Source organism: Thioalkalivibrio sp. AKL7, assembly GCF_000381705.1.
Classification (GTDB): Bacteria; Pseudomonadota; Gammaproteobacteria; order Ectothiorhodospirales; family Ectothiorhodospiraceae; genus Thioalkalivibrio; species Thioalkalivibrio versutus.
The window spans coordinates 375,105-401,040 of sequence record NZ_KB906948.1 but is presented as its reverse complement, the minus strand read 5'-3'; the positions used below and the strand labels follow the sequence as shown (position 1 = coordinate 401,040).

25 protein-coding genes and 1 pseudogene are annotated in these 25,936 nt (G+C 66.0%); 8 read left to right on the top strand and 18 right to left on the bottom strand.

The features are described from left to right. Nucleotides 1-18: 18 nt before the first annotated feature. From G315_RS0104795 to G315_RS0104770, 6 genes are all read right to left on the bottom strand, one after another. Nucleotides 19-447 (bottom strand): ClpXP protease specificity-enhancing factor, encoded by a 429-nt coding sequence (locus G315_RS0104795; protein ID WP_018144480.1) that lies wholly within the window; start codon nt 445-447, stop codon nt 19-21. Continuing rightward, entirely contained in the window at nt 444-1,070 is a 627-nt protein-coding gene (locus tag G315_RS0104790) for a glutathione S-transferase N-terminal domain-containing protein (RefSeq protein ID WP_018144481.1), read from the bottom strand. Before G315_RS0104790 ends, G315_RS0104795 begins: the two co-directional genes overlap by 4 nt. A gap of 390 nt (nt 1,071-1,460) precedes the next feature. Then, complete coding sequence (locus G315_RS0104785) at nt 1,461-2,204, bottom strand: cytochrome c1 (RefSeq protein ID WP_018144482.1); 744 nt, start codon at nt 2,202-2,204, stop codon at nt 1,461-1,463. Then, entirely contained in the window at nt 2,204-3,613 is a 1,410-nt protein-coding gene (locus tag G315_RS0104780; protein ID WP_018176155.1) for a cytochrome b N-terminal domain-containing protein, read from the bottom strand. Before G315_RS0104780 ends, G315_RS0104785 begins: the two co-directional genes overlap by 1 nt. After that, a complete protein-coding gene (gene petA, locus G315_RS0104775; RefSeq protein ID WP_026182032.1) occupies nt 3,613-4,215 on the bottom strand; it encodes a ubiquinol-cytochrome c reductase iron-sulfur subunit in 603 nt (200 codons plus the stop codon). Before petA ends, G315_RS0104780 begins: the two co-directional genes overlap by 1 nt. 316 nt (nt 4,216-4,531) lie before the next feature. Beyond that, nucleotides 4,532-5,281 carry a Nif3-like dinuclear metal center hexameric protein gene (locus G315_RS0104770; protein ID WP_018144485.1) on the bottom strand — a complete coding sequence of 250 codons (750 nt, stop codon included), beginning with the start codon at nt 5,279-5,281 and terminating at the stop codon, nt 4,532-4,534. A gap of 42 nt (nt 5,282-5,323) precedes the next feature. On the opposite strand from G315_RS0104770, the gene G315_RS0104765 reads away from it, so the two are divergent. After that, nucleotides 5,324-6,445 (top strand): S1C family serine protease, encoded by a 1,122-nt coding sequence (locus tag G315_RS0104765; protein WP_018952168.1) that lies wholly within the window; start codon nt 5,324-5,326, stop codon nt 6,443-6,445. 23 nt (nt 6,446-6,468) lie between these two features. Here the strand turns inward: G315_RS0104765 and G315_RS0104760 are convergent, their stop codons facing one another. The 5 genes from G315_RS0104760 to G315_RS14625 form a co-directional block, all read right to left on the bottom strand. After that, complete coding sequence (locus G315_RS0104760) at nt 6,469-7,377, bottom strand: CopD family protein (protein WP_019612017.1); 909 nt, start codon at nt 7,375-7,377, stop codon at nt 6,469-6,471. 3 nt (nt 7,378-7,380) lie between these two features. Then, a complete protein-coding gene (locus G315_RS0104755; protein WP_018168245.1) occupies nt 7,381-7,752 on the bottom strand; it encodes a copper resistance CopC family protein in 372 nt (123 codons plus the stop codon). A 113-nt stretch (nt 7,753-7,865) separates the two neighbouring features. Further along, nucleotides 7,866-9,266, bottom strand: coding sequence for a multicopper oxidase family protein (locus G315_RS0104750; protein ID WP_018144489.1), 1,401 nt, complete (start codon nt 9,264-9,266; stop codon nt 7,866-7,868). Then, complete coding sequence (locus G315_RS0104745) at nt 9,266-10,933, bottom strand: TolC family protein (protein WP_019612016.1); 1,668 nt, start codon at nt 10,931-10,933, stop codon at nt 9,266-9,268. The genes G315_RS0104750 and G315_RS0104745 overlap by 1 nt, the downstream gene beginning before the upstream one ends. A gap of 148 nt (nt 10,934-11,081) precedes the next feature. Beyond that, complete coding sequence (locus G315_RS14625) at nt 11,082-11,462, bottom strand: hypothetical protein (protein ID WP_369699425.1); 381 nt, start codon at nt 11,460-11,462, stop codon at nt 11,082-11,084. On the opposite strand from G315_RS14625, the gene G315_RS14820 reads away from it, so the two are divergent. After that, nucleotides 11,352-11,594: a hypothetical protein gene (locus tag G315_RS14820; RefSeq protein ID WP_338065499.1), complete on the top strand. Its 243-nt coding sequence runs from the start codon at nt 11,352-11,354 to the stop codon at nt 11,592-11,594. The two genes, G315_RS14625 and G315_RS14820, sit on opposite strands and share 111 nt — an antisense overlap. Nucleotides 11,595-11,800: 206 nt before the next feature. Here the strand turns inward: G315_RS14820 and pepN are convergent, their stop codons facing one another. Next, nucleotides 11,801-14,437: an aminopeptidase N gene (gene pepN, locus G315_RS0104735; protein WP_019612015.1), complete on the bottom strand. Its 2,637-nt coding sequence runs from the start codon at nt 14,435-14,437 to the stop codon at nt 11,801-11,803. A 397-nt stretch (nt 14,438-14,834) separates the two neighbouring features. Here pepN and G315_RS0104730 point away from each other — a divergent pair, with 397 nt between their 5' ends. The 3 genes and pseudogenes from G315_RS0104730 to G315_RS0104720 all read left to right on the top strand — a co-directional run bounded on the left by G315_RS0104730 (nt 14,835) and on the right by G315_RS0104720 (nt 17,076). After that, a complete protein-coding gene (locus G315_RS0104730; protein ID WP_019612014.1) occupies nt 14,835-15,656 on the top strand; it encodes a TatD family hydrolase in 822 nt (273 codons plus the stop codon). Between the two features lie 93 nt (nt 15,657-15,749). Then, nucleotides 15,750-16,262: pseudogene (locus G315_RS13735) on the top strand (virulence RhuM family protein); the annotation flags it as partial. 43 nt (nt 16,263-16,305) lie between these two features. Further along, nucleotides 16,306-17,076 (top strand): SDR family oxidoreductase, encoded by a 771-nt coding sequence (locus G315_RS0104720; RefSeq protein WP_019612012.1) that lies wholly within the window; start codon nt 16,306-16,308, stop codon nt 17,074-17,076. A 144-nt stretch (nt 17,077-17,220) separates the two neighbouring features. Here G315_RS0104720 and G315_RS0104715 read toward each other — a convergent pair whose 3' ends face one another. Both G315_RS0104715 and G315_RS0104710 read right to left on the bottom strand, forming a co-directional pair. Continuing rightward, entirely contained in the window at nt 17,221-17,682 is a 462-nt protein-coding gene (locus G315_RS0104715; RefSeq protein ID WP_019612011.1) for a UPF0158 family protein, read from the bottom strand. 230 nt (nt 17,683-17,912) lie between these two features. Continuing rightward, the gene (locus tag G315_RS0104710; protein WP_019612010.1) at nt 17,913-18,938 is read right to left on the bottom strand and encodes a nitroreductase family protein; all 1,026 of its coding nucleotides are present in this window, start codon (nt 18,936-18,938) and stop codon (nt 17,913-17,915) included. A gap of 97 nt (nt 18,939-19,035) precedes the next feature. On the opposite strand from G315_RS0104710, the gene G315_RS0104705 reads away from it, so the two are divergent. The 3 genes from G315_RS0104705 to G315_RS0104695 all read left to right on the top strand — a co-directional run bounded on the left by G315_RS0104705 (nt 19,036) and on the right by G315_RS0104695 (nt 21,662). Next, complete coding sequence (locus G315_RS0104705) at nt 19,036-19,884, top strand: DUF6544 family protein (protein ID WP_019612009.1); 849 nt, start codon at nt 19,036-19,038, stop codon at nt 19,882-19,884. 131 nt (nt 19,885-20,015) lie between these two features. Further along, complete coding sequence (locus G315_RS0104700; RefSeq protein WP_018144499.1) at nt 20,016-20,864, top strand: CPBP family intramembrane glutamic endopeptidase; 849 nt, start codon at nt 20,016-20,018, stop codon at nt 20,862-20,864. 252 nt (nt 20,865-21,116) lie between these two features. Beyond that, nucleotides 21,117-21,662 carry a glycine cleavage system protein R gene (locus G315_RS0104695; protein WP_018144500.1) on the top strand — a complete coding sequence of 182 codons (546 nt, stop codon included), beginning with the start codon at nt 21,117-21,119 and terminating at the stop codon, nt 21,660-21,662. A 190-nt stretch (nt 21,663-21,852) separates the two neighbouring features. Here the strand turns inward: G315_RS0104695 and G315_RS0104690 are convergent, their stop codons facing one another. The 4 genes from G315_RS0104690 to G315_RS0104675 form a co-directional block, all read right to left on the bottom strand. After that, nucleotides 21,853-23,337 carry a RimK family protein gene (locus G315_RS0104690; protein WP_019612008.1) on the bottom strand — a complete coding sequence of 495 codons (1,485 nt, stop codon included), beginning with the start codon at nt 23,335-23,337 and terminating at the stop codon, nt 21,853-21,855. Beyond that, nucleotides 23,330-24,499 carry a GNAT family N-acetyltransferase/peptidase C39 family protein gene (locus tag G315_RS0104685; RefSeq protein WP_018144502.1) on the bottom strand — a complete coding sequence of 390 codons (1,170 nt, stop codon included), beginning with the start codon at nt 24,497-24,499 and terminating at the stop codon, nt 23,330-23,332. Before G315_RS0104685 ends, G315_RS0104690 begins: the two co-directional genes overlap by 8 nt. 95 nt (nt 24,500-24,594) lie before the next feature. Beyond that, complete coding sequence (locus G315_RS0104680) at nt 24,595-25,266, bottom strand: haloacid dehalogenase type II (RefSeq protein WP_018144503.1); 672 nt, start codon at nt 25,264-25,266, stop codon at nt 24,595-24,597. 98 nt (nt 25,267-25,364) lie between these two features. Beyond that, nucleotides 25,365-25,877, bottom strand: coding sequence for a YiiX/YebB-like N1pC/P60 family cysteine hydrolase (locus tag G315_RS0104675; RefSeq protein ID WP_231367503.1), 513 nt, complete (start codon nt 25,875-25,877; stop codon nt 25,365-25,367). Nucleotides 25,878-25,936 lie beyond the last annotated feature (59 nt).

Here is a 25,936-nt window from a genome sequence, read left to right as displayed (position 1 = left end):
AGGGCCCCGGAAGGGGCCCTACTTCACGACCTTCAGTGCCGGGCCCTTGCGCTTCGGGGCCGGCGAATCCTCCCCGCCCCCGTCATCACCAGAGCCGTCCGGAGGCGTGCCCGGACCGTCGTCGTCGGGGCCAGGCCCCGGCTCGCTGCCGAACATCATCCCCTGACCGTTCTCGCGCGCGTAGACCGCGAGCACCGCTTGCATCGGCACAAAGACATCCATCGGGCTGCCCGCGAACCGGGCCGAGAAGGCCACCGCCTCGTCACCGATGTTCAGGGCCTGCACTGCGGTCGGACCGACGTTGAGCGTGATCTTGCCCTGGTCGACGAACGCCTCCGGAACGATCACCCCTTCGACTGTGGCGTCGACCAGGAGATGCGGCGTGAAGCCGTTATCCGTAACCCACTCCCACAGAGCCCGAAGCAGATAGGGGCGCGACGAAGTCACAGGCGCAGCTCGCGCTCGGCCTCGGTCAGACTCACCTGGAACGATTCACGCTTGCAGACGCGATCGGCATATTCCTGAATCGCCTGCGGCAACGCCGTCAGATCGATGCCTACGGCGGGAAGCCGCCACATCACCGGGGCGATGGCGCAGTCCACAATCGAGAACTCGTCGCTCAGGAAATACGGCTTGAGCTCGAAGATCTCGGCCGAGCTGACCAGGCTTTCGCGCAGGATCTTGCGCGCCTTGGTCAAGCCGGAGCCGGAGGCCTGGTTGACGGCATCGAGACCCTCGTACCAGTCACGCTCCACGCGATAAAGCGCCAGCCGCGCGGCCGCCCGCGAGACCGGATCCACCGGCATCAGCGGCGGATGCGGAAAGCGTTCATCCAGGTACTCGGTGATGACGTGCGTGCCGTACAGGGCCAGGTCGCGATCCACCAGGGTCGGGACCTCGTTGTACGGATTCAGGTCGGAGAGATCCTCGGGCAGTTCATCGGGCCCGAGATTGACGACATCCACGGCGATGTCCTTCTCCGCAAGGATGATGCGCACCCGGTGGCAACGCACGCAGTCGTGAGCAGAAAACAGGGTCATAACGGAACGACGGTTGGCGACCAGCGCCATGGCTTTCTCCCTAGGGAAACACTGATTGATGTACACGCTCGCGCTCGAGTCGCTTTTGCGTGCGAACAAGGCGCGGTGACAGCCGTGCAGTCATTCTGCACAAAGGAGCCGCAACGCCGTTCCCGCGCAAAAGCGGCCGAGCCCCTGCTTTCAATCGTTTGTGGGGTTGGTACCCCAGGTTCCCCGATCCTGCGTTGCGGCCCTTGCCGGTAGAACCACTACCGGCTGCGCACCGCGCCTTGTCTCGGAAAACCTGGGGTGCCAACGCGAGTGTGTACATTAATCAGCGTTTCCCTGGCCCGGCCGAACGGTTTCCGGTGCCGGGCAGACGGTCAATAACACCGGCGCGCGATCATCCCTGATCGACGCGCCGGTTACGGTTCATGCCGCCTAGTGTACGTCTTTCCAGTACTCCTTTTTCAAGAAGTAGGCGAGAATCGTGAAGATCCCGAGGAAAATCAGTACGTACAGGCCAATTCGCTGACGGTCCAGCTGCATCGGCTCGCCCATGTACGAGAGATAGGTCACGATGTCGCGCACGGCACGATCGTACTCGCTGGGCGTCATCTGGCCGGAGCGCACCAGTTCGAGACGCTCGTTACCATCCTCGTCGACGACCTTTTCCTGCCAGCCTTGCAGTTCCCACAGGATGTGGGGCATGCCGACATTGTCGAACACCTCGTTGTTCGCGCCCAGCGGGCGCGACTCGTCGATGTAGAAGCTCTTCAGGAAGGTATAGACCCAGTCCTCGCCATTGATGCGCGTGGTCATGGTCAGGTCCGGCGGGACCACACCAAAGGCCTCTTCGCCATAGTCTTCGCTCATGGCGTTGGTCATCAGCGAACCGACGCCAACGGGATCACCGGCCTCGTCGGTGATGAAGATGAAGTTCTCCTCCACCTGCTGCTCGGTCAGGCCGATATCGCGACCCACGCGGTTGTAGCGCATGTACTCGGTCGAGTGACAGGCCATGCAGTAGTTCATGAACAGGTTGGCACCGCGCTGCAACGAGGCCTCGTTGGTCACGTCGATGTTGGCCTTTTCCAGATCACCGTCGTACCCGGCCGCCGAGGCGGCCGGGACGGTGAACAAAGCCGCAGCGGCCAGGAATGTAGTTGCAATCAGCGTTTTCATTACGAAGTCACCCTTTCCGGAACGGCACGGTCACGGCCCAGGCCACGTGCGAAGGCAGGGACCACCATGGTCACGAACAGATACACGGTCGGAATCAGCCAGGACCACATCAGCAGGCCCGCGCTATCGGGGTCGAAGCGCAGGATGTCGTAGAAGGAGTAGATACCCACCACCACGGCAAACGCGATCAGGCTAAAGACCATGGACCGTTCCTTGCTGAGGAACCACAGCACGAAGAAGAACGCGAAGTAGACCGTGGAGAAGCGCAGGCTCATCTCGCTGACCTCGCTGGTGGCCTGCTGCAGGCCCAGCCATCCGAGGATCACGAAGGCCACCACGAACACCGCCAGGTTGAACTTGGCCGCGAACGAGCGATAGCGCATCGACAGGACCGGGTTGCGATCCAGCCAGGGGATGAAGAACAGCATCACCACTGCGGCGCCCATCGCCATCACGCCCAGGAACGGATCCGGCACCGAACGCAGGACCGAGTACATCGAGGTGAAGTACCAGACCGGCGGAATCAGGTCCGGGGTCACCAGCGGATCGGCCGGGATCATGTTGTCGGCCTTCAGGAACAGGCCGCCACCGGTCGGGAAGAAGAACATGATCACGGCGAAGACCATCAGGAACACGCCGACACCCACCAGATCCTTCACGGAATAGTAGGGGTGGAACGGGATGCCATCCTTCGGGATGCCATTCTCGTCCTTGTGGTCCTTGATGTTGATGCCGTCCGGGTTGTTGGAACCCACTTCGTGCAGCGCGATGATGTGCGCGGCCACCAGCATGATCAGCACCAGCGGCAGGGCAATCACGTGCAGTGCGAAAAAGCGGTTCAGCGTGGCGTCGGACAGCAGGAAGTCACCGCGAATCCAGGTCACCAGGTCCGGCCCGATGTACGGGATGGTCTGGAACAGGTTCACGATGACCTGCGCGCCCCAATAGGACATCTGACCCCACGGCAGCAGGTAGCCGGCGAAGGCCTCGGCCATCAGTACCAGGTAGATCAGCACACCGAAGATCCAGATCAGCTCGCGCGGCTTCTTGTAGGAGCCGTAGAGCAATGCCCGGAACATGTGCAGATAGACGACCACGAAGAACATCGAGGCGCCAGTGGAGTGCATATAGCGGATCAGCCAGCCCCACTCCACATCGCGCATGATGTACTCGACCGACGCAAACGCGAGTTCGGCGTCGGGCTTGTAGAACATGGTCAGGAAGATGCCGGTGACCACCTGGATGACCAGCACCAGCAGGGCCAGGGATCCAAAGAAGTACCAGAAGTTGAAGTTCTTCGGTGCGTAGTACTGCGCCAGATGCTCGTTCCACATCTGGGAGAGCGGGAAACGGGCGTCCACCCAGCCCAGTACACCGCCCTGGATCTTGGTATCAGGATTGCTGGCCATCAGATCGCCTCCCCGTCTTCATCTTCACCAATGACTAGCAAGGTATCGTTGCGATACATGTGCCGCGGGATCACCAGATTGGTCGCCGCGGGCATGTTGCGGTACACGCGACCGGCCAGGTCGAAGCGCGAACCGTGGCAACCGCACAGCCAGCCGCCCTGCCAGTCGGAACCCATCTCGGGATCGCCGATCTCCGGGCGGTAGGTCGGCGAGCAGCCCAGATGGGTGCAGATACCGATCACGACCAGGATCTCGGGGTCGCGCGAGCGGTACTCGTTCTGCGCATATTCCGGCTGCTGGCTTTCCACTTCGGAGTCGGGATCGCGCAGGCGATCGGCCACCTCGGCCAAACCGGCAACCATCTCGTCGGTGCGCCGCACTACCCAGATCGGCTGGCCACGCCACTCGACGCTGACACGCTGACCCGGCTCGACAGCGGCCACGTCGAACTCGACAGGGGCCCCGGCTGCCTGAGCGCGCGCGCTGGGCTGCAAGGACGCCAGGAACGGGGCCGCGACTGCGGCGACCCCGGCTCCGCCTACGACGGATGTCGCGGCGACGAGGAACCGGCGACGGCCTCGGTTTACGCCTTGGTTTGCCATGTTTGTCTCTCCAAACAACGTGTTGAAATCGTGTTCCCGCGGCCGCAAAGGAAGGCGCGGCTGGTACGCGAAGGGGCTTGCCGCACGCGCGAATACCCATCTGGGCGGGCTGTAAAATGCGATAGAATTCCCGAACACGCTAATAAGGTCAAGTAGATTGCCGCCTTAAGACCGAGCATTGCACTCGGTCTCACGCCCCCGAAAACCTTATAAGCAGTTGATTATAAATTTGCTTGTTCCGGGCGCTGCCAACGCCCCGAAACCGCACATTCTGCACCACAATCTCGCAGCACGCGGCCCGTGAGGGCGACATCGCTCAGGCGGGATTGTCGATCTCGATGAACTCGTGTTCGAGACCGAAACGCTCCCCGCACCACTGCCCCAGGGCCAGGGCCCCGTAACGTTCGGTCGCATGGTGCCCGGCGGCGAAGTAATGCACCCCAAGCTCGCGCGCCTCGTGGGTGGTCTGTTCGGAGATCTCGCCACTGACATAGGCATCCACCCCCAGGGCCGCCGCCTCGGTCAGTAGCGACTGCGCCCCGCCGGTACACCAGGCGATGCGCCGGATCGGGTGATCGCCGGCCTCCACGCAAAGGGCCTCGCGTCCCAGCACGTTGCTGATGTGCGCCTGCATGTCCGGCGCCGACAACGGGCGGGCGGGGGTTCCGATCTGGCCGACACCGTCCTCGCGCAGTACGCCGTCGATCGCGAACCCCAGGCGTCCCGCCAGCTGGGTATTGTTGCCGAGTGCCGGATGGGCATCCAGCGGCAGATGGTAGGCCACCAGATTGATGTCGTGCGCGAGCAACTGCCGCAGGCGCTCCCGCTTCATGCCGGTCACCTCCTGCGGCTCGCCCTTCCAGAAGTAACCATGGTGTACCAGGATCAGGTCGGCCCCGGTCTCAACGGCCGCCTCCACCAGCGCCAGCGAGGCGGTCACCCCGCTGACGATCCGGCGGATCTCGCGCCGTCCCTCGACCTGCAGCCCGTTTGGACAGTAGTCGCGGAAGCGCTCCGGTTCGAGTTCCGCATTGAGTGCCTGCATCAGTTCGTCGCGATCGACCACGGCGGGATCCCCTGTTGAGCGATGATTCGGTATATTCGGCATATGGTGAATTTCTCCCGCTTCCTGCTGCAAGCTGCGCTGACCGGCATCGCCCTGGCGGTGGTGATCGCGGTGTTCTTCCCCGAGATCCTCGGCCGCGGCGACCCGGGTGCCGAGCTGCGGGTCGCCGAGCCGGTGGCTGCGCCTGCCGCAACCGGCGCGCCGGCCAGCTATGCCGACGGCGTACGCCGCGCCGCACCCGCGGTGGTCAACATCATGACCTCGCGTACCATCGACCGCCCATCCGGCTTCGGCCTGCACGAGTTCTTTGGCCAGCAACTGCCACCGGGCGAACAGGAACAGTCCAGCCTCGGCTCCGGGGTCATCATGACCGATCAGGGGCACGTGCTCACCAATCACCACGTGATCGAGGAGGCCGATGCCATCGCCATCGTGCTGCCCGGCGGCGAGGCCCATCCCGCCGAGATCATCGGCATCGACGCGGACACCGACCTGGCCGTGCTGCGCGTGCGGGTGCCGGATCTGGCCGTGGCCACGGTGGGTCACTCCAGCGACCTGCAGGTGGGTGACGTGGTCCTGGCCATTGGCAATCCGTTCGGGGTCGGCCAGACCGTGACCCAGGGCATTGTCTCCGCCACCGGACGCAACCAGCTCGGCATCAACACCTTCGAGGACTTCATTCAGACCGACGCGGCCATCAACCCGGGCAACTCCGGCGGCGCGCTGATCAATGCCCGCGGCGAGGTCATCGGCATCAACACGGCGATCTTCTCGCGCTCCGGCGGCTCCCACGGCATCGGCTTCGCGATCCCGGTGGATCTGGCGCGCAGCGTGATGACCGACATCATCGAACAGGGCTTTGTCGCCCGCGGCTGGCTGGGGATCGAGGTCCAGGCGATGAACCGCGAACTGGCCGAATCCTTCGGCCTGGATGCCCCGCGCGGCGTACTGGTGGCGGGCATCCTGCGCGAAGGCCCTGCCGAAGACGCCGGCATCCGCCCTGGGGACGTCATCACCCACCTCGACGACAGCAGCGTGAACACCCCGCGCGAGGCCCTCAACGCGATCGCCCGCACCGCACCGGGCGCAACCCTGGACATTCGCATCCAGCGTGAGGGCGAGGACATCGAACTCTCGGCGACTGTCGTCCAGCGCCCGATCTAGGCAACACCCACCCGGGGTCTTTCTCAGCCGTTGGCCGGCGAGCTGACCGTGGTCAGCACCGCGGTCAGCAGCAGGATCAACGCCACCAGGGCACCCTCCAGCGCAATGCTGCGCCGCAGACGCCGCGGTGCCCCCGCTTCGCCGCGCTCGAAGGCCGGTACCAGCCGCCACTTGTTCGCGGCCGCCAGCAGCAGGAGCAGTGCGACGATCAGCACCTTGCCGATCAGGAACTGGCCATAGCCGGTGGTCAGCAACGGCGTGATGCCACCCAGCAACCACCAGGCGAGAACCAGCCCCGCCAGCACCAGCAGCCCGACCCCGATCATCGCGACCTGCCCGAAACGAGCGAGGATGCGCGCGGCATCGGCAGCCTCGGGTGGGTGCCCGGCCAGCCGGTACAGCGGCGCCAGCGACGCGACCCAGAAGGCGGCAGCCAGCAGATGCACGATCAGCAAGCCGGCCAACAGAAGACGAGGCTCGCCCACGGTATGCCCCACCTGCACAAAGGCGAACATCACCAGCAGTACCCCGGCCAGGCTCAGGCCATAGCCCACCCCCGGCAGACGCCGGGCATCCAGCAGGATCGCCTGGACCAGTAGCAGGCCCGTCACCGCGAGGATCAAGCGGGTGCCCTGCGCGCCCTCGAACACGATCCCCAGCAGCATGGGGTCCATCGCGGAGGCGATAGTGCCGCCCCCGAGATACCCGGCCTGCAACAGCCACTGCAGCATGGCCAGGGCGATTGCCACCCAGGCCGCGACCGCCCCCGTCCGGGCGAGCACCCGGCGATCCGGATCGGGGAGCCCCGGAAACGCCAGGCGGAACAGCACTGCCCCGGTCGCCAGCAGGGCCCCGAGGTAGAACCCGGCCATCACGAGAATCATCGCAACGGTCCAGGCCTCCACCCCGGCGAGTGCCGACATCCAGGCCATGGATCAGTCCTCCACCGTGAAGCGGAAGCCATCGGACATCATGTGCCCGTCGCGCGCCAGACCGCGCCAGCGCACCTGATAGCTACCGGCCGGAAGCGGCTCCGCAGGCTCCACGAAGTAGCGCTCGGTCGGCTCGTTGCCCGGCCGATTCGCCATCCTCACACGGCCGTTGGGGCCGGTCACGTCGAACTGGGTAATGCGCATCGCGCCATCGAACTCGATGCCGATCTCCTCCGGCGAGCCCTGCACGGTGGCGCCGTCCTCCGGCGTGCTGCCCAAATCGCCCTCATGGGCCAGCAGCGGCATGGCCAGGGCCAGCAGCAGGGCCGCCAGGGCGGCTCGGGTGGTGTTGTGGATCGTGTTCTTGGTCTGCATGTCGTGTCCTCTTGTCGTTTTGTCGTTTTGCTGTGTGGCAAACGTTGCGTGGAAACAGGTGTGGGTAACACGGAGGGTCCGAATGGACCCTCCGGCCGGTTCCATACCGGAGACTAGTGGTCGTGACCTCCATGCCCCCCGTGACCGCCATGGCCGTTCGCGTCGCGGCTGGGGGTCGGCAGCGCATCCGAGCCCTCGCCGGCAAGCTTGCCGCGGCGGACCGGATTGCCGAAGTCCGGGTCATCGCTGACCATCCAGGCGACCTCGCCCTCCGGATGCCAGTACCAGCCCGGGTCACGGAAGTCGCCCGGCTCCAGGTCGTCACGGACCTTGATCAGGGTGAACATCCCGCCCATGCCGATGCTGCCGAAGGGCCCCTGCCCCATGGCCATCGCCAGGGTGTTCTCCGGGCCGGTCATGTGACCGCTGTCGGTATGCTCCTGGTGATCGGCCATGCCGTGCTCGCCCATCGCCATGTAACCGGGGAGGATCGAGCGGATCTCCTCCTCGATACCGGACTGATCCACGCCTAGCGGGTTGGCAATGCCGTGGCCCATCGGGTTCATGGTGTGATGCGACATGTGGCAGTGGAACGCCCAGTCACCCGGCGGCGCGACGAACTCGATATCGCGGGTCTGGCCGACCGCCACGATCTCGGTGGTCTCCTTGCGCCACTGGCTGCGTGGCCAGCGCCCGCCATCGGAGCCGGTCACCTCGAACGACACCCCGTGCACATGCATCGGGTGGTTCCACATCGACAGATTGCCCATGCGGATACGCACCCGCTCGCCGGTCTTCGCCACCAGCGAGTCGATGGCCGGGAACACCTTGGAGTTCATCGACCACAGGTCGAAATCCACCATCACCGACGGGTCCGGTGTGCGGGTGCCCGGATGCAGACTCCAGTTGTGCAACAGGATCGCGTAGTCGCGGTCCACCGGCTCGATCTCGCCATCCTTCGGGTGGATGATGAACATGCCCATCATCCCCATCGCCATCTGCACCATCTCGTCGGCGTGCGGGTGGTACATGTGCGTGCCGTGCTGGTTCAGCTCGAACTCGTAGACGAAGGTCTCGCCCGGGTGGATCGGCGGCTGGGTCACGCCCTTCACCCCGTCCATGCCCGAGGGCAGGTGGATGCCGTGCCAGTGCACCGAGGTGTATTCGGGCAGCCGGTTGGTCACGTAGATGCGGACACGATCGCCCTCCACCGCCTCGATCGTCGGCCCGGGCGTGGTGCCGTTGTAGCCCCAGCACTTGGCCACCGAACCCGGCGCGAACTCGTGCTCGATCTCCTCGGCCACCAGGTGAAACTCCTTCACCCCGTCGTTCATCGTGTAGGGCAGGGTCCAGCCATTGGGCGTGTGCACCGGCATGTAGCCCTGCTCGGTGCGGTCGCCCGGCGTGTGATCGCCCTGGTTGTGGTGCTCGTGGCCGGTTTCGGCCATCACCCGTGTCAGGGTGGTCGCCGGCAGCAGGGCGCTGGCGGCAATCAGAAAGTTACGGCGCTTCATCAGTGATGCCCTCCATGCCCGTGGTTGGAATGATCGCGGTGGTCCTGGTCCTGCTGACCGTGGTCATCGTGATCCATGCCGGAATGGCCCTCGTGACCTTCATGACCTTCATGACCTTCATGACCTTCATGACCTTCATGGCCTTCATGGCCTTCGTGGCCTTGGCCATGATCCATATCGTCATGGGCCCCGTGATCCCCGTGGTCCATACCGGAATGCCCTTCATCGCCGTCGCCATGATCCATGCCTCCATGGCCTCCGTGATCCATGGCACCGTGATCGCCATGCCCCATGGACCCGTGGTCCATGGCCGTCGGCTCGTGCTCCAGCTGGGCGGTCGCGAAGGTTCCGGCGCTACCCGGCTCGCCGCCCGGCAACTCGCCGGCCACGGCATGCGCCAGCGCGGCGCGGGCCTGCCAGTAGTCACCCAGGGCCGCGACGGTCTTCTGCCAGGCGGCCAGCTCTTCCTGCTTGATCGCGAGCAGGTCGAACACGTCGTCGAACATGAAGTTCACGCGTTCCTGGAGCCGCTCGGTCGCCAACTCGCGAGCCGGCAGCAGGTCGTCCTGCAGCACGCCGAAACGGTTGCGGTGGTGGGCCAGGCGCTCGAAGTGCTGGTGCACATCATTGGTGACCGCCTGCACGAGCGACTCGCGCCGCGCCTCGCCGTCCGCCAGCCGTGCCTCGGCGCGGCCAATACCGGCCTGGTTCTGGTTGAAGATGGGCAGCGTGAACGAGATGCCCCCACCCCACAGGCGGGTCCCGTCACCCTCACGCTCGAACTCCAGTCCCGGTTCGATATCCCCCATCCAGCGGTAACGCCGCACTAGGGCCACGCCCTCGGTCAGCCCATCCAGGGCATGATCCAGGGCGCGCAGATCCAGGCGCTGTTCCAGCGCCTGGTCCACCAGGGCCTGACGCTCCTCGACCTCTGCCAGCGGCAGCGGCAGCTCTTTCGGAAGCTCCCAGTCATCGACCTCGCCAGGCAGCCCCATCAAATGCGCCAGACGCAGCCGCGCCTCGCGCTCGCGCTGGCGGGCATCCTCGAGCTTAAGCCGTGACTCGGCCGCCCGGATGCGCAGGTGGGCGCGCTGCAGGTCCGAGATATTGCCGGCGTCATAGAAGCGCTCGCCCAAACGTGCGCCCAGATCCGCGGCCCGGCTCTCCAGGCGTTGCACCTCGGCACGCTGGCGCGCGGCCACCGCGTCATACCAGGCGCGTTCGGTGTCACTGGCCAACGCGACCATCCCCTCGGCCAGTTGCAGACGGGTGGATTCCCAGTGGGACTGCGCCATCTCCTGGCGCGAGCCGCGCATCAGCAGCCCGGAGATCCCCCAGGCCAGGCCAACGCCGTACTCGTTGCCACCGCCACCCTCGGGGCGCATGACCGACAGCGACAGCGATGGATTGGAAAACTGGGAGGCCTCGACCACTTCGGCCGCAGTCAGATCCAGCTTGGCATAAGCCTGCTGCATGCGCGGGTTGCGCCAGATGGCCTGGTGAATGGCCTCGTCGAGCGTCAGCTCGCCGGAGGGTCGGGGCATCTCCGACTCGGGCAGGTCGATCCCCTGCACCGAGAGGTCCTCCATCAGATCGGACCGGTCCAGCTCGGGCGCGGTAACCGCACAACCGGCGAGAAACAGTACCGACACCACGGGGAGCAGCAATCGGGTTGCTCGCATCGTGAAAATCTCCTTGATTCCGTACTCGATTCCGAACCGCGCGCAAGCGCACGACACGGCCTTTCTACCCGCTGCCGGGGGGCACCCAGGCAGCACTCGGGCAGGAACCGGCCAAACGGCCGGCATTACGGGATCAGGAGAGGATTGGAGGGCGGTGCAACGCGGCCGTGGAAGGACCGCTATGGAAGGAATGCAGGTTTGCGCCCGGCGCGTCGGTCGCCACGACACTCATGCCGGTGATGGACGGCATGCCCTGACAGTGGCTACAGGCGGCGCAGGCAGCCAGACAAGCCGCATCCACGCAATCGGCATGTGCAAGCAGCTCGCTGGCCTGGGAATGTCCCGACGAAGACGCATGGTCCGAACCATGATGCGGCGACGCAGCATGGCCCGCCCGGTCGCCATGCGCATGGTGAACATGGGCAGCGTCGTGCCCGTGATCGTGGGCCCCGTGCTCGGCGTCGCCCTTGGACTGGGCACTATGCATCGCGTGCCCGGCGTGACCGTCTTCCATACCCACGGCCGCGGCCAGCGCCGGCAGGCCGGCAATCGCCAGCACCAGCATCCAGCACAGCAGTCGGTAGAAGACTCGCTTCACGTCGGTCCGAACCTCGTCTCGAGGGGCGTCGCGCCCCCTATAACCTGACATCAACCTACCACAACCCACAGCCACCTGCGGACGCAACCCCGACGTTCGAACGGACCCGCACCGGGACCGCCCACGGAGATCGCCACGTCGCTTCGCGACGCGCGATGACGGGTGCCTATAGCCTCGTCATCGCGAGGTGCCACAGGGGACGTGGCAACATCCAAACGAAACGCCGACGCGCGATGAGTGAAAGCGTTCGCCAGTTACTCCGCCAGCGCGCGTTCGATTACGTCGCGCAGGTCGCGTGAGACTTCGAGCGCGGCGAGGCGCTCGAGTTCCGCGCGCATCTGCTCGCCACGGGCGGTGTCGACCTTGCGCCAGCGCGTCAGCGGCTGGGCCAGGCGTGCGGCGGTCTGCGGGTTCATCGCATCCAGCTTCTCGACGAAGCCGCCCATACGGCGGTAGCCCTCGCCGTCGTCCTGGTGGAAGTGGCGTTCGTTGCGCGCCATGAACGGCCCCAGCACCGCGCGCACGCGGTTCGGGTTGGTCCAGCGAAAGCCGGGGTGCTCAAGCAGCGCGTCCAGGCGCTCGAAACCGCCGGCGACCTGGCTGCCCGCCTGCAGCCCGAAGTACTTGTCCAGCACCAGCGGGTCGTCGCGGTAGCGCTTTTCGAAGTCCGCCAGCAGCACCTGGCGCGCCTCGTGGTCCAGCTCGTTGACCGCATTCAGTGCGCCCATGCGCATGGTCTGGCTGCGCGCCTTCTGGTACTGCGCCAGGGCCTCGGGCACCGCGGCCTGGTCGCGCGCGGCGACGCGCAGCGCCAGCAGCCGATTGCGCAGCTGGCGCCGGCCCATGGCCTCGGCGGTGAACGCACCGTTGTCGACGTCATCCAGCTTCGGCTGAATCTGCTGCATCGCCTCGGTCAGCGGCATGTACAGGCGCTTCTCCAGGTCGTCGCGCTCGTTGCGCAGACGCACCGGGTCCACGCGCTCGAACAGCTCGGCCAGCTCGCGGGTCGGCGGCAGCTGCAGGATAGTCGCCAGCAGCACCGGCTCGATCGCCTCGTCGCGCAACAGCGCCGCCAGGGCATGCTCGATCGCCGCCTCCAGCGCGGTGTCGGCCGCATCGTGCTCGATGCGTGACCGGATCGCGCGGCGGAACAGCGTCTGCGCCGCCTCCCAGCGGGCGAAGGCGTCGTCGTCATAGGCCAGCAGATGGGCCAGCTCGTCCACGCCCTGGTTGGCGTTCAGGATCACCGGGGCGGAGAAGCCGCGCAGCCACGAGATCGCGGTTGGCGAGTCGGACAGCTCTTCGAAACGGAAGGTCTGCTCGCCCTCGCTGAGCTCCAGCACCCACTCGCCCTGCACCTCGCCGCCCTTCTGGTGGGCCGTGATGCGCTGTCCTTTCGCATCCAGAAAAGCCACGCGCATCGGGATCACCACCGGCTCCTTGTGCTCCTGCCCCGGAGTTGGCGGCGTCTCCTGCGTGAGCGTGATGCGCGCCTGACCGCCGGGGCCGTCAAACGACGTCGCGGCCGTCACCCGCGGGGTGCCGGCCTGGGTGTACCAGCGCTTGAATGGCGTCAGGTTGCGGCCACTGACCTCGGCCATCACCGCCACGAAGTCGTCGGTGGTGACCGCCTGACCGTCGAAGCGCTCGAAGTAGACATCCAGCCCACGGCGGAAGGTCTCGCGCCCGATCAGGGTGCGCAGCATGCGGATCAGCTCCGCGCCCTTTTCGTACACCGTCAGGGTGTAGAAGTTGTTGATCTCGGCGTAGTGATCCGGGCGCACCGGGTGCGCCAGCGGGCCGGCATCCTCCGGGAACTGGAAGGCGCGCAGCATGGCCACGTCGTCGATGCGCTTGACGCCGAACAGGGTGCAGTCGGTGGTGAACTCCTGGTCACGGAAGACCGTGAGCCCCTCCTTCAGCGACAGCTGGAACCAGTCGCGGCAGGTCACGCGGTTGCCCGACCAGTTGTGGAAGTACTCGTGGGCGATCACCGACTCGATGGCGACGAAGTCGTCGTCGGTGGCGGTGTCGGGGCTGGCCAGCACGTACTTGGCGTTGAACAGGTTCAACCCCTTGTTCTCCATCGCCCCCATGTTGAAGTCGTCCACCGCGACGATCATGTACACATCCAGATCGTATTCGCGGCCGAAGGCCTCCTCATCAAAGCGCATGGCGCGCTTCAGCGAGGCCAGCGCGTGATCGCAGCGATCGGCGTTGTGTGCCTCCACGTACAGCTCGAGCTGAACCTCGCGCCCGGACATCGTGGTGAAGGTGTCGCGCTGGCAGGCCAGATCCCCCGCGACCAGCGCGAACAGGTACGACGGCTTGAGGAACGGGTCCTCCCACACGGCGTAATGCCGGCCACCGTCCAGCTCGCCGGCCTCCACCCGGTTACCGTTCGCCAGCAGCACCGGATACTGCGCCCGGTCCGCCTCCAGGCGCACGCGATAGGTCGTCAGCACATCCGGACGATCGGGGAAGAACGTGATGCGGCGAAATCCCTCCGGCTCGCACTGGGTGCAGAGGTTGCCGCTGGAGGCGTACAACCCCTCCAGCGCGGTGTTCTGATCCGGGTGGCAGCGGCTGACGATCTCCAGCCGCGCGGCCTCCGGCAGGCCGTGGAGCAGCAGCCCCTCGGCGTCCTGTTCCAGCAAACCCTCGGCCGGCTTGGCGCCGTCCACCGTGAACGAGACCAGCTCCACGCCATCGCCATACAGGCGCAGCGGCGCATCCGGCTCCACCGCCTCCGGGTTGCGCCGCACCGCCATGCGCGTCGTCACCTCGGTGGCTGCCGCCGCCAGATCAAAGTCCAGCTCCAGGCTCTCCACCACAAACGCCGGTTGCTGATAGTCGTTCAGATAAACCGCCAGGGGGCTCGCATCACGCATTCCAAACTCCAAATCATCAATAACCGTTCAACACGTATCACGCCCACGCGTTCCATACCCCAAACCCGGACAAGGACCCCGTCATTGCGAGGCGCCGAAGACGCCGCGGCAACCTTCATCCGCAACCCCCCACGCTTCTCCGCCCCGGCCCGGGCCACCCCCACAGATCGCCACGTCGCTACGCTCCTCGCGATGACGCTGCTTGTTCCCCCGTCATTGCGAGGCGCCGAAGGCGCCGCGGCAATCTCCCAAAACTGGCAGAGCGATCGGCCCGCCCTTCGGGCCGGCCTGCGGCCGTGCAACGCGCTTCGCGCTTTTGTGCCACGGCACCGACGGCATCTCGCAATGACAGCCCCGGGAACTGGCACCACGCGTCCAATCCGTTAGCATACCGCGCATGGAATGGATCGATATCTGCTTTAACCTCACCCACGAATCCTTCAACAAGGAACGCGACGAGATCCTCGAACGCGCCCGCGAGGCCGGTGTCTCCTGGATGCTGATCACCGGCGCCGACGCCCACCAGAGCGAAAAATGCCTGGAGATCGCCGACCGCTACCCGGACTGCTGCCGCGCCACCCTGGGCGTGCATCCACATCTCGCCAAACAGTGGACCGACGCGATCGCCGCCCGGTTCAGTGACCTCGCCCGCGCGGACGCCAACGTGGTCGCCATGGGCGAGATGGGTCTGGACTACAACCGGGACCACTCGCCGCGCCCGCAGCAGCGCAGCGCCTTCGAGGCCCAGCTAGAGCTGGCCGCCGACCTCGGCCTGCCGGTATTCCTGCACGAACGCGACGCCCACCACGACTTCGCCCAGATCCTGCGCCGCTGGCGCGACAAGGTGCCGGCGGCCGTGGTGCACTGCTTCACCGGCGAGGCCGACGCCCTGGCCGAATACCTCGACCTCGACTGCCACATCGGCATCACCGGCTGGGTCTGCGACGAACGCCGCGGCCACCACCTGCACCCGCTGGTCCCGCGCATCCCGCGCGGCCGCCTGATGATCGAAACGGATGCGCCCTACCTCCTGCCGCGCAGCCTGCCCAAGAGCACCGGCAAGAAGATCGGCAACGGCCGGCGCAATGAGCCCGCCTTCCTCCCCCACATCGGCGAATACGTGGCCAAGCTGCGCGACGAAACCACCGAAGAACTCGCCGCCCACACCACCGCGACCGCCCGAGCCTTCTACAACCTTCCGCCGGCATCACGCGAGTAATACGGTGAGAGCATCCACCCGGCCAGCTGGTGACAGGAAACACAGCCAGGAACAAGCTATAAAACAGCAACCCCTCAAGGAAGAGGATCCGACATGACCCGGGAAGACGAAACACCGATCGTCATTTACGAAGATGATGCCGACCACATCGTGGAAGTCCGACTGGACACCGGACGCGATACCGTTTGGTTGACGCAGCGGCAGATGGCCGAGCTCTTTGACACCTCAACCGACAACGTCGGTCTGCATCTCAAGAACATCTACAAAGACGACGAACTCGATGAACCGTCAACTACCGAGGATTCCTCGGTACTTCGACAGGAAGGCGCTCGCCAGGTCTCACGACGCATCAAGCACTACAACCTCGACGCCATCATCTCGGTTGGCTACCGGGTCAACTCCCGCCGTGCTGTGCACTTCCGCCAATGGGCCACCCGCGTGCTGCGCGAACACCTGACCCGGGGCTGGACCCTCAACCGCCAGCGCTTCGAGACCAACGCCCGGGAGCTGGAAGCCGCACTGGAGCTGGTGCGCCGTACCGCCCGCAGCCCGGAACTGGGCGTCGAAGCCGGTCGTGGGCTGGTCGACATCGTCACCCGCTACGCCCACCGCGCCAACCGTGGGCAGCAAGACTCACCCGTGACCTTCCATGTCTGAGCACACTCCCCATCAAAACCACTCTCGGGTCGCGCTGGTCACCGGCGCGGCGCGCGGGATCGGCCTCGGCATTGCCGAGCGTCTGGTGCGGGATGACTGGCAGGTGGTAATGGCCGATATCGACGGCCCCGAGTGCGAACGGGCCGCCGCGCGTCTGGGCCCCGCCGCTCGGGCTATCGCGCTGGATGTCCGTGACGAGGAACAGGTCTGCGAGGCCATTCGGCATGCGGAGGAATGGCACGGCGGCCTCGATGCCCTGGTGAACAACGCCGGCATCAGCGACCCGCACTCCGGACCACTGGAAGAACTGGAGCTGGCCGACTGGCAGCTCTGGCTGGATACCAACCTCACCGGCGCCTTCCTGCTCGCCAAGCACGCCCTGCCCCTGCTGCGCCGCCGCCGGGGCGCCATCGTGAGCATCAGCTCAACCCGCGCCCTGCAGTCGGAGCCGGACACCGAGGCCTACGCCGCCAGCAAGGGCGGGCTGGACGCCTTCACCCATGCCCTGGCCATCAGTGCCGGCCCGGAGGTCCGCGTCAACGCCATCCGCCCCGGCTGGATCGACACCCGCAGCCCCGACCAGCAGCAGGCCGAGCCGCTATCCGCGCAGGACCACGCTCAGCACCCGACCGGTCGCGTCGGCCAGCCCGCCGACATCGCCGCCCTGACCGCCTTCCTGCTCGGCCCCGACGCCGGCTTCATCACCGGCCAGATCTGGACCGCCGACGGCGGCATGACCCGCCGCATGATCTACACCGACTGACTGCACGGCAGTCACCGCGCCTTGTTCGCACACAAAAGCGATTCGAGCGCGAGCGTGTACATGGATCATGTGTTTCCCTGGGGGCAAAAGGCATGGTCCATACCCATGCCCCTACCTGCGTTCTGACTGGGTCGATTCGGGCAATCATTCATCCACAAACGGGATCCCTTCCTCCTCGAGGAATTCTGCCACCAACTTCCGCAGCGCCTCGTCCCGGTGCGCATACCAGTCCTGATCAAGGCCCCGAACGCGGATCAGATCCTTGAAGCGGCTAAACGCCCCGCACCCGCGAATCGCATCCAGCAGTTCGGCCTGAACGCCCGGGTCCTCCTGCTGGTAACAGAACGCCTTCATGACCCCGTACTCATCGAACTCCTCCCGGTCCGGAAGTCGGACATAATCGTCCGACGCGTGGACCGCGCGAATCATTTCCAGCACTTCCACCTGCCACTCCGGCACGTCCGCGGCATCCCACTCGGCCACGCTTTCGTCCTCTTCGCTGAAGCCCACGACCTCGCCTGCCGTCCGATGCACAAAGGCCTGCCAGCCGCGCAGCGGCGCATCAAGCTCATCCACCACGTCCTTCAGTCGCACCGGTAACGACATACCCACTCACTCCTGATTCAACGGTTGTACCATCGGCGCCCGCTGCGCCTACTTCAGGCCCCCCTTACCCAGACCCGGGGTCGGACCTCTCGATCTCCCCCGGAGTCAAGAACCTACCGCTTTCAAAGCCCGTTTCTGGGCGCTTGAACTGCCCATTTCGACCGCCAAATGGCTTGTTCCAGGCAAGGGCCCCATGCGGCGCGCCAACCGCTACTTCGTGCCAGGCCACGTCAGGCACATCGGAACTCCTCGAGGTCCGACCCCGTCATGGCAGCGCCTCGTTCCCGGATGACCTGATCGATGGGCCGTCTCGGGGAGGGTGGCATTCGCTTCCTCGCATAGCCCAGACGTATCAGCAACAGCGGTTGTTCTCCAGGCTCCAGACCCAGGTGAGTGGCAAGCCGCCTGCGAATCGGCTCGACTTCGCAAGGCATGTTGACGTGAGCGTGCGCGATATCCAAGGAAGCCGCCGTCAGCACGACGCGCTCAAAGCTGCGACCGACGTCGACCCAATGTCGCTTGTCATTCACCCTGGCGATAAAGATCAAGAGCAGAGAGGAACTACGGATGGCCTTGTCCTGCCGGGCTGCCTCGCCGTCGGGCTTGACCAGCGTCGTCATGATCCAGTTGCCGAGCCAGCGGGGCACTGAGGGAAAGCCCAATGCCGCGGCCGCGAGGCCGTCCTGGCGGGTGGAGACCTCACGCCGGGAAAAGCGGATCCACGACACGAGCTCCGCCACGAAAGCCGGATCGTTGAACTGGGCGATGTTGCCCTCCCGGACGAAGCCGATGATCGGCTCGATCTTTGGATCGCCGACGCGAAACGCACGTACGGCCACGGAATCGCAGGGGTTCGCCTCCAGCATCCGGGCAAGATCGGAGTCATTGATCGCTTTTCCATCGTAGGTTCCGCGATTCGACTGCCGTTGGGGAATCGCTTGGAACAAGGCGTTGGTGTCTTCGTCGGCGCCCTCGGAGAATCGAACCCGCAGACACTCTTCCGGTTCACCCGAGGGGAAGTAGTCGATGCGGGCCGCAAGGCCCTGCTGTGCGGCGGCGACGACGAGATTCTCGAGTGCGCAGCCCAGGCTGATGAACAGCGCGTGATCGTCCGGGTCGACGACGGGCAGGCGCCGCGAAGGGTCGGGATAGATCCGTATCGTGTCCTGTTCCACCGTGAACTGCCACGGCTGGGTGTTGTGTCCGGAGGGCGCGCGAACGGCGTAGGGGATGAGTGCCTCGACAAGCGATTCCATAGTGCACCTCCGGTAGGGGTGATCAAGCCTTCCGCAACGACCGCGTCGCCCATTGGCTCCGCCGTTCGCTACAGTATATGGAAAGGAGAGGGATTCGATGGCACTTGCAACCCTGCTGAAGACGGTTGGGTGGGTCGTCCTGATCGCGGGTATGACGGGGAGCGCGATGGGGCTGTGGACGAGCGCGCGCGATGCCCGGAACACGCAGGTGGTCTGGGACGCGTTACTGGATCAGCGGGAGCCCAGACCTGCGTCCTATGATCCGGACATGGTGGCCGACCTCCCCGAGATCGCGCAGCGCTATTTCGCGAGCGCCATCGCGCCGGGAACGCCGTTGCACAGGGCGGTTCGACTGGAGATGGAAGGCTCGCTGATCCTGAACGGCCGCGAGCTGCCGATGCAGGCCGACCAGATCCTCGCACCAGGGCATGGGTTCGTCTGGCGCGCGCATGCCGGCTCCGGGTTGATCCACTTCTCCGGCTCGGATGGCTATTGGCACGGCCAGACGAGCTGGACCCGCTTCTGGCTGTGGGGTGTGCTGCCGGTCGCCCGGATCGCGGACACCGAGGATCATGCCCGTGCCGCTGCGGCACGGATGGTGATGGAAACCGTGTGGACGCCGGCCGCGCTGTTGCCGCAGTCCGGGGCGGTGTGGACGCAGACGGGTGCGGATCACGCGGAGGTCCGGTTCCCGGAGGTGCACGGCGTCGAGCCGATCCACCTGATCCTCGACCCCGCCGGCCGGGTCCTCGAGATGACCACGCAGCGCTGGTCGGACGCGAACCCGAACCGGATCCATCGTCTGCAACCCTTTGGTGGGCGGACGCTGGACCATGCCACCCATCAGGGCTTCACCATCCCGACCGCGATGGAGATCGGTAACCTCTACGGCACCCCCGCGTACGCCCCGTTCTTTCGCGCACGCCTCACCCGGGTGGAGTACTGACACAGCAGTGCCTGCCGGGAAAACGCGCCTCCCGGAATGTTAGAAATTCGTCTTGATCCACATCAGCGATGCTTCGCGCGGGAAGAAGGACTATGCACGCTTCCACCGTGCGCATTCTTGGGAGACCCCCGATGCCAACCGAGTCGCGTTCCACTGGCCCGGCCCGGATCCCGTCATCGGGTCTGGTCGCCTTCGTCGCGATCACCTTCCTGATCACCTGGGGGTTGATCGGGGTCTACATCCTGTTTCCGGAGGCGGCTGCAGCCAGGTTTGGCGAGATCAGCGGATCGCATCCGTTCTTCTTCCTCGCAACCTGGTCCCCCGCGATTGCCGCCTTCGTGATCGTGTTCCTCTACTGCGGTACCTCCGGCATCCGGGCCTTCCTGTCCCGGCTTTTCCTCTGGCAATGCCCGGCGGGGTGGCTTGCGTTCATCCTGATCGGCCTGCCGCTCGTCTTTGTCGCGGGATCGCGGCTAATGGGTGGCCCGATACTGACGCCGCTGCCGCCAGAGGGCGCCGGCCCCGTCCTGGCCCTTCTGTTCATGATGCTCTTGCTCGGCCCGATCGAGGAGTTCGGTTGGCGCGGCGTGGCGCAACCCTTGCTTCAGCGGCACATGGCGCCGATCTGGGCCGGCCTGTTGATCGGCGCGACCTGGGGACTGTGGCACCTGCCAGCGTTCTTCCTGGCCAGCACCGCATTCGCCGACTGGAATTTTCTGCCGTTCTTCGTCGGCAACGTGGCCCTGGCGGTGCTGGTCACGCCGATCTTCAACCAGACGCGCGGCAGCCTGCTCTGGCCGATGCTGTTCCACTGGCAGCTCATCAACCCGTTCTGGCCGGATGCGCAACCCTGGGATACCTGGATCCTGGTCGCCGTGGCCGTGATGATCGTATGGTGGCACCGTGACACGATGTTCACGCGCAAAGGCGCGGTGACCGAGGTCGTGCCGGCGCGGACGACTCTCGCACTCAAACCGTGAGTGGCCTTCGAGGGTCAGGCCTTGCCTTTCCCCTTCCAGTAAAGAACCTCAGACTAGAAGACACAACCATGGATCGATCATGCGTTTAGAAGGCCTGGCGCGCGAGCGCTCCTGGCCGAACTTGGGGAACCCACCGTTCGAGCGTTGGGGGATCATTCGTTCGGCACGAAACTGCCAGCGGGCGCGTTGCCTCGGGCGGCAAGCGCGCGCAGGATATTGAGTCTGTTTGCGATGGGTGCGAGGACTGTGCGTATGAAGACTTCGGTGATTCTGACGGTGATCGGGCCGGACCGGCCGGGGCTGGTGAGCGCGGTGGCGGCCAAGGCGCGGGCCGCGGGCGGCAACTGGCTGGAGAGCCGGATGGCGCAGCTAGCCGGGCAGTTTGCCGGGGTGGTGCTGCTGGAGGTGGAAGCCGAGGCGACGGACGGGCTGGAGGCCGCACTGCGCGATCTGGAGGGCGACGGGCTGCAGGTGCATATCCAGCGCGGCAGCGAGCTGCCGGCGGCTGCTCGGCACGCCGTGGAGCTCGACCTGATCGGTCACGACCGGCCGGGGATTGTGCAGGACATCACCGCTGTGCTCTCGCGCCACGGCGTCAGTGTCGAGACGCTGGAGACCGCCTGCGAGCCGGGCTCGATGACCGGTGAGCCGATGTTCCGCGCGAAGGCCCGTCTGGGCGTCTCCGAGGGCGTGGACCTGGATACCCTGCAGGATGACCTGGAGGCCCTGGCCAACGAGCTGATGGTCGACCTGGAACTCCACGACCCGCAGCAGGAATCACCCGAAGCGGTCGCCTGACCGCCTCCGGGCACGGCCCGGCGCGACAACATCCTGTACCTGTCCTGTACCCGTAGGGTGCCGTTGAGCGCAGCGAAACGCACCACTCCCTGCACGGTCCGAACCCCGATGCGATTCGCTTCGCTCGTCACATCCTACGACGCGGCGATTGGCGGACTCTCGTTACCGATCACGGCTTCTTTGGATCAGTTCAGGGCGCGGCGCGGTGGCGGCGAGCGGCGTCGAGACGGCGGACGAAGTCCTGCATCAGGGCGGTGTAGAGCGTCTCGCCGAGGACCTTGTCCTCGATGCCGGCGTCGAGGTTGGGGTTGTCGTTCACCTCGATCACCATCACGCCGCGCGGGGTCTGCTTGAGATCCACGCCGTAGAGGCCGTCGCCGATCAGGTTGGCGGCCTTGACGGCGGTCTTGACCACCGCCGCGGGCACATCTTCCAGGGCCTGGGTGCGAAAGCCGCCCTCGCGCGCGCCGCCCTTGGCGTCGTGGTTGACGATCTGCCAGTGTTTGCGCGACATCAGGTATTGCGAGGCGTACAGTGGCTTGCGGTTGAGCACGCCGATGCGCCAGTCGAACTCGGTGTAGACGAACTCCTGGGCGAGGATCAGATCGCTCTCCTTGAGCAGGCGCCGGGCGATGGATTCCAGCTCGCCGCGGTCGTTCGCCTTGAATACGCCGCGCGAAAAGCTGCCGTCCGGGATCTTGAGCACTACGGGATAGCCGATCGATTCCTCGGCGCGCAGGATGGTCTCGCGGTTGAGGATCACCGTCTTCGGTGTGGGCACGCGATGGGCGGCCAGGCGTTCGGCCAGGTAGACCTTGTTGGTACAGCGCAGGATGGAGTCGGCATCGTCGATCACCACCATGCCCTCGGCCTCGGCCTTGCGCGCGAAGCGGTAGGTGTAGTGGTCGATCGCGGTGGTCTCGCGGATGAACAGGGCATCGAACTCCGCCAGCCGTGGCAGGTCGCGCGCCTGGATCAGCTCGACATCCATCCCCTGCTCCTGTCCGGCGCGGGCGAAGCGCTTGAGCGTCGCCGGCGTGGACGGGGCCAGGGCCTCGTCCGGGCTGTGCAGGATAGCCAGCTCGTAGCGTGCGCTGCGGGCCTCGCGCCGGCGGCGCCAGGGCTTGGAGAGGTAGCGCTCCAGGGCGGCAAAGAAGGCCGGCTCCTGCTCGGGCTCGAGCGCATTGAGCGCGAACGGGCGCAGGGCATGGATCTGCCACTGGCCCTGTAGCCGGAACTCCACCCGGAACATCGGCGCGGGGAACAGGGCGAACAGCTGCCCGGCGATCGCCTGCAGCGCCGGCTCGTCGCACTGGCCGAACAGCACGGTCAGTTCCAGCCGTTCCGGATGCGTGCGCTGGCGGCTGCGCCCAAGGACGCGCGCCACACGTTCATCCAGCTCTTCGGTGTCCAGGCTGTAGATCGACTTGCGCGACAGGTCCTGCAGGGTACGTACGCTGGGGATCACCCGATGCCCGCGCGCCTCCGCCAGCAACGAGCCGTAGTAGCCGGCCGAAAGATAGCGCTGGCTGCGGCACAGGTTGATCACCCGCAGGTTGGCGGGGTCGTCGACGGCCGGGCCGCGCAGGTAGTCGTCAATCGCCATCACCGGCAGGTCGGGGAAGTGCGGCTTCCAGTCCGCCCGGCGCTCGACCAGGATACGGTGCTCAGGCATGCGCCACCCTTGGCGTCTTGCGTGGGCCGACGATCACCGCCGCCTGCAACCCCGCGCGTCCATAGCGCGCCATGCGCTCGAAGTCCGCGCGCGCGATCGGCATGTTTACCGAATCCAGCGCGCGCTCGCCCTGCTCGGTATCCACGAACGGGTCGTGCACATAGACAAAACGCTCGTCGAACCCGGTCACCGTGACCCAGTGCGGGAAGCGTTCGGCATACAGCCGCACGCTGCTGATCAGCACCACCGGCACCCCGCCCTCGGCAGAGCGTGCCGCCAGCTGGGCCACGTTCACCGGACCATGCACCACGGGGACCCCGAGCTGCTCCAGCTCCTCGATCATCTCTTCCTGCACCAGCTGCATGACCTCCTTTTTCTCCACGCTGCGCACCGAATCGGCAAACGCCACGCCACGATCGCGCACCAGCAGTTCCACCTCGAACCCGCGATGGGCGGCCGCCAGCGCCAGCCCGTAGGGACCGCAACCGCCGTGGCCGGAGGTCATGAATATGGTGGTGGCGTCACGCCACAGGCGCAGCTCCAGGCGCCGGTCCAGCTTCAGGTCCGGGTCGATGGCGCGCATCGCCATCATCAGCGCGGCCGGGCCGCAGGTGAACTCCAGCGTCTGCGCGTAGTACGGTGCGCGCACCAGCGCCGGATCGGGACCGGGCGCCAGCGACTTCTGCAGCCGCAGCGCATCCATGTGGTCCTCGTAGTAATCATCGATGGTGCCGAAATCGCGATACCCTAGCCCACGGAACAATGCCTGACTGGCCGCGTTGTCACGCCGCACTTCCAGGCGCAGATCGGTCCGGCCGTGCTCCCGCGCCGCGTCCTCCGCCGCCTCCACCAGGCGCCGCCCGAGCCCTTGCCCGCGTGCCCGCTCGCTGACCGCGATCGAGTACAGCCGCGCCAGCGACGTACCCCGGCTGAACAGCAGCATCACGTAGCCGAGCAGGCCCTCACCGCCGGGCCCCTCCGCCACCAGCGTGGCCGCATGCCCGCGCGTGAGGAGGTAGCGAAACTGCCGCCGCGAGATGCGATCGACCTCGAACGCCGCCTGTTCCAGCGCCACAAGCGCCTCCAGATCCTCGAGCGTGGCGGGACGGATCGGGGGCGATTCGACTGCGGGCGCGACCCGTTGCTTGACCTGCTGGCTCACGCTCCTCTCCCGGCGGCTGCCCGATCTCCATCGTAGCGCAACCACCGCGTGCGAATAGCGCGTTGCAACGGGAATGCTTGCCGAGGTCGCGGCCGCTACAAACCCAGCGCGCCGGTCAGCTCGTCCAGGTCCCGGATGGTAGCGGTGGGTTCCCCGCCCCAGGGATCGAACAGCCCCTGCCCCGCCCGGTCGAGCCAGGCCGTGCGCATACCCGCGGCCTGCGCGCCGATCACGTCAAACGGGTTGCCCGAGATCAGCCAGGCATCCATCGGCAATACATTCGCCCGCTGGAGGAAATGCCGGTACACCCGTGGATCCGGCTTGAAGCAGCCGATCTCGTCCACGCTGACGACATCCTCGAAGCGATCGTCCAGACCGGCGTGGCGCAGCAGCTCATCCACCGTCTCGACCCTGCCGTTGCTGAATGCGAACAGGCGGTGGCCGTCCGCGCGCAGGCGATCCAGGGCCGGAGCCGCATCGGTAAAGGCAGGGAGTTGGCGATAGCGCTGCAACAACTCCACCTCCTGCTCAGGGTCGAGCTCGATATCCAACGCCTGGCAGCAATAGCGCAGCGCCTGCTCGGTACAGGTATCGAAGTCCGCATACGCCCCCATCAGCCCGCGCCGGAAGGTGTACTCGAGCTGTTTCTCGCGCCAGGCACGCGCCAGAACAGGGGCCTGTTCGCCAAACCAGCCCTCCAGCGTCGCAGCAACGCCCAGGGGATCGATCAACGTCCCATAGATATCGAACGCCAGCGTCTGCCCCATACGCCCTCCGTAATCTCTATCGGCTGTTCACGGCGGCGTGGCAGTCCGCCCGGACAACCTCCGACAAGTCACTCACTCTTCCAGAAACTGCGCGCGTTTCACTGGACTGCAGGGACCGGAGCACCCCGGCCGGGCACCGGTCCAGCATCCCCCAACTGCAGCAGCCGATCCACCGGGATATACGAACGACCGGCCATCCGTGGCAGGTCCGCCTGGTCCAGGGCCGGGTCCACGTGTTCAAGGGCTCGCCATACGAGCTCCGAACAATAGAGCGCAGAGTCGTCTTCCAGACGGAACTGGGTGTCAAAGGGCGTCCCACGCGCCAGCTGCCCGGCCAGCCAGTCTCCGACGCGCCGGCGTTGTGCGGCGTCCAGGCCCGTGCGCACCAGCTGCGTGGCTTGTGGGCCCGCGCTGAAGGTCTCCAGCGAGTCGGCACGAATCTCGCCCCCGGCCGGCGAGCCGTCCATGTGAACGACCCTCACAGTTTCACCCTCACGGAGGATCACCCCGGCATGGCTCCAGCGCGGATCCGACTCCGAGAACCGCCGCGCCAGAAAGGCCCAGGCGCCATTGCCGGCGCGCAGGACGATATCGCCCGTAACGGGCGTCATGTCCGCACCGCGGGGGACTTCCGCCTGTACAGCCACCGGCACCGCCAGCCATAACCCCA

Excerpts from the sequence above, each read along its gene's own strand:
- G315_RS0104765 (WP_018952168.1), top strand. The coding sequence starts at position 5,324 with ATGGTGAATTTCTCCCGCTTCCTGCTGCAAGCTGCGCTGACCGGCATC.
- G315_RS0104780 (WP_018176155.1), bottom strand. The coding sequence starts at position 3,613 with ATGGCCAGCAATCCTGATACCAAGATCCAGGGCGGTGTACTGGGCTGG.
- G315_RS0104695 (WP_018144500.1), top strand. The coding sequence starts at position 21,117 with ATGAAGACTTCGGTGATTCTGACGGTGATCGGGCCGGACCGGCCGGGG.
- G315_RS14625 (WP_369699425.1), bottom strand. The coding sequence starts at position 11,462 with ATGGAAGACGGTCACGCCGGGCACGCGATGCATAGTGCCCAGTCCAAG.
- G315_RS0104710 (WP_019612010.1), bottom strand. The coding sequence starts at position 18,938 with ATGGAATCGCTTGTCGAGGCACTCATCCCCTACGCCGTTCGCGCGCCC.
- G315_RS0104675 (WP_231367503.1), bottom strand. The coding sequence starts at position 25,877 with ATGACGCCCGTTACGGGCGATATCGTCCTGCGCGCCGGCAATGGCGCC.
- G315_RS0104760 (WP_019612017.1), bottom strand. The coding sequence starts at position 7,377 with ATGGCCTGGATGTCGGCACTCGCCGGGGTGGAGGCCTGGACCGTTGCG.
- G315_RS0104790 (WP_018144481.1), bottom strand. The coding sequence starts at position 1,070 with ATGGCGCTGGTCGCCAACCGTCGTTCCGTTATGACCCTGTTTTCTGCT.
- G315_RS0104680 (WP_018144503.1), bottom strand. The coding sequence starts at position 25,266 with ATGGGGCAGACGCTGGCGTTCGATATCTATGGGACGTTGATCGATCCC.
- G315_RS0104720 (WP_019612012.1), top strand. The coding sequence starts at position 16,306 with ATGTCTGAGCACACTCCCCATCAAAACCACTCTCGGGTCGCGCTGGTC.
- G315_RS0104690 (WP_019612008.1), bottom strand. The coding sequence starts at position 23,337 with ATGCCTGAGCACCGTATCCTGGTCGAGCGCCGGGCGGACTGGAAGCCG.
- G315_RS0104750 (WP_018144489.1), bottom strand. The coding sequence starts at position 9,266 with ATGAAGCGCCGTAACTTTCTGATTGCCGCCAGCGCCCTGCTGCCGGCG.
- G315_RS0104700 (WP_018144499.1), top strand. The coding sequence starts at position 20,016 with ATGCCAACCGAGTCGCGTTCCACTGGCCCGGCCCGGATCCCGTCATCG.
- G315_RS0104785 (WP_018144482.1), bottom strand. The coding sequence starts at position 2,204 with ATGAAAACGCTGATTGCAACTACATTCCTGGCCGCTGCGGCTTTGTTC.
- G315_RS0104730 (WP_019612014.1), top strand. The coding sequence starts at position 14,835 with ATGGAATGGATCGATATCTGCTTTAACCTCACCCACGAATCCTTCAAC.
- petA (WP_026182032.1), bottom strand. The coding sequence starts at position 4,215 with ATGGCAAACCAAGGCGTAAACCGAGGCCGTCGCCGGTTCCTCGTCGCC.
- G315_RS14820 (WP_338065499.1), top strand. The coding sequence starts at position 11,352 with ATGCGCATGGTGAACATGGGCAGCGTCGTGCCCGTGATCGTGGGCCCC.
- G315_RS0104755 (WP_018168245.1), bottom strand. The coding sequence starts at position 7,752 with ATGCAGACCAAGAACACGATCCACAACACCACCCGAGCCGCCCTGGCG.
- G315_RS0104715 (WP_019612011.1), bottom strand. The coding sequence starts at position 17,682 with ATGTCGTTACCGGTGCGACTGAAGGACGTGGTGGATGAGCTTGATGCG.
- pepN (WP_019612015.1), bottom strand. The coding sequence starts at position 14,437 with ATGCGTGATGCGAGCCCCCTGGCGGTTTATCTGAACGACTATCAGCAA.
- G315_RS0104705 (WP_019612009.1), top strand. The coding sequence starts at position 19,036 with ATGGCACTTGCAACCCTGCTGAAGACGGTTGGGTGGGTCGTCCTGATC.